Origin of the sequence: Paracoccus sp. P2 (assembly GCF_046335115.1) — a bacterium.
GTDB lineage: Bacteria > Pseudomonadota > Alphaproteobacteria > Rhodobacterales > Rhodobacteraceae > Paracoccus > Paracoccus pantotrophus.
Genome location: NZ_JBGOSN010000128.1, coordinates 1 through 1,778, shown reverse-complemented (window position 1 = coordinate 1,778; position 1,778 = coordinate 1). Strand labels below are relative to the sequence as shown.

Sequence of the window (1,778 nt, the reverse complement as noted above, 5' to 3'; positions counted from 1 at the left end):
CGCGGCAGATCGGCGGCCTCTGCGCGGTGCGGCCCATGGCCCGACGCTCCCCGCGCTTGGCCGGCGCTGGCTGCCGGGGGATGCGAGAAGGCCGCCCCTTTCGGGACGGCCCAATGCTTCGCCAAAGGCGGGTCGGCTTACATCATGCCGCCCATGCCGCCCATGTCGGGCATGCCGCCGGCCGGGGCCTTGGGCTCGGGCTTCTCGGCGATCATCGCCTCGGTGGTGATCAAGAGGCCGGCCACCGACGCGGCGTCCTCCAGCGCGGTGCGCACCACCTTGGCCGGGTCGATCACCCCGAACTTGAACATGTCGCCATATTCCTCGGTCTGGGCGTTGAAGCCGAAGGCCTTGTCCGAGGATTCGCGCACCTTGCCGGCCACCACGGCGCCGTCGACGCCGGCATTCTCGGCGATCTGGCGCATCGGCGCCTCCAGCGCGCGGCGGATGATGGCGATGCCGGCTTCCTGGTCCGAGTTCGCGCCGGCCAGGCCTTCCAGCGCCTTGGCGCCCTGCACCAGCGCCACGCCGCCGCCGACCACGATGCCTTCCTGCACCGCGGCGCGGGTCGCGTTCAGCGCGTCGTCGACGCGGTCCTTGCGCTCCTTGACCTCGATCTCGGTCATGCCGCCGACGCGGATGACGGCGACGCCGCCGGCCAGCTTGGCCACACGCTCCTGCAGCTTCTCGCGGTCGTAATCCGAGGTGGTTTCCTCGATCTGCTGGCGGATCTGCGACACCCGCGCCTCGATCTCGGCCTTCTCGCCGGCACCGTCGACGATGGTGGTGTTGTCCTTGTTGATCGAGATCTTCTTGGCCCGGCCGAGCATGTCGATGGTGACATTCTCAAGCTTCATGCCCAGGTCTTCCGAGATCACCTGGCCGCCGGTCAGGATGGCGATGTCCTGCAGCATGGCCTTGCGGCGGTCGCCGAAGCCCGGCGCCTTGACGGCGGCGATCTTCAGCCCGCCGCGCAGCTTGTTGACGACCAGCGTGGCCAGCGCCTCGCCCTCGACGTCCTCGGCCACGATCAAGAGCGGCTTTTGCGACTGGATCACCGATTCCAGCAGCGGGACCATCGGCTGCAGCGACGACAGCTTCTTCTCGTGCAGCAGGATATAGGCATCCTCCAGCTCGGCGATCATCTTGTCGGCATTGGTGACGAAATAGGGCGAGAGATAGCCGCGGTCGAACTGCATGCCTTCGACGACCTCGACCTCGGTCTCCATGCCCTTGTTCTCTTCGACGGTGATTACGCCCTCGTTGCCGACGCGCTGCATCGCCTCGGCGATCTGCTGGCCGATGAAGGCCTCGCCATTGGCCGAGATGGTGCCGACCTGCGCCACTTCCGAGCTGTCGTTGACCGGGCGGGCGGCGGATTTGATCGCTTCCACGACCTTGGCGGTGGCCATGTCGATGCCGCGCTTGAGATCCATCGGGTTCATGCCGGCGGCGACCGCCTTCATGCCCTCGCGCACGATGGCCTGGGCCAGCACCGTGGCGGTGGTGGTGCCGTCGCCGGCCTCGTCATTGGTGCGCGAGGCGACTTCGCGCACCATCTGCGCGCCCATGTTCTCGAACTTGTCGGAAAGCTCGATCTCTTTCGCGACCGAGACCCCGTCCTTGGTGATCCGCGGCGCCCCGAAGGACTTGTCGATCACCACGTTGCGACCCTTCGGGCCAAGCGTCACCTTGACCGCATCGGCCAGGATGTTCACGCCCTTCAGCATCCGGTCGCGCGCGTCGCTGTTGAACTTAACTTCTTTCGCAGCCATGTG

Annotated in this window: 1 protein-coding gene; it reads right to left on the bottom strand. The window is 67.0% G+C overall.

The window, feature by feature from the left end:
- Window positions 1–137: 137 nt before the first annotated feature.
- On the bottom strand, window positions 138–1,775 hold the full coding sequence (gene groL / locus ACDP63_RS24720) for a chaperonin GroEL (protein WP_024845659.1): 1,638 nt from the start codon (window positions 1,773–1,775) through the stop codon (window positions 138–140).
- Window positions 1,776–1,778: the final 3 nt, after the last annotated feature.

Bases quoted from the DNA above. Each gene is read 5' to 3' on its own strand.
- groL (WP_024845659.1), bottom strand. From the start codon at position 1,775: ATGGCTGCGAAAGAAGTTAAGTTCAACAGCGACGCGCGCGACCGGATG.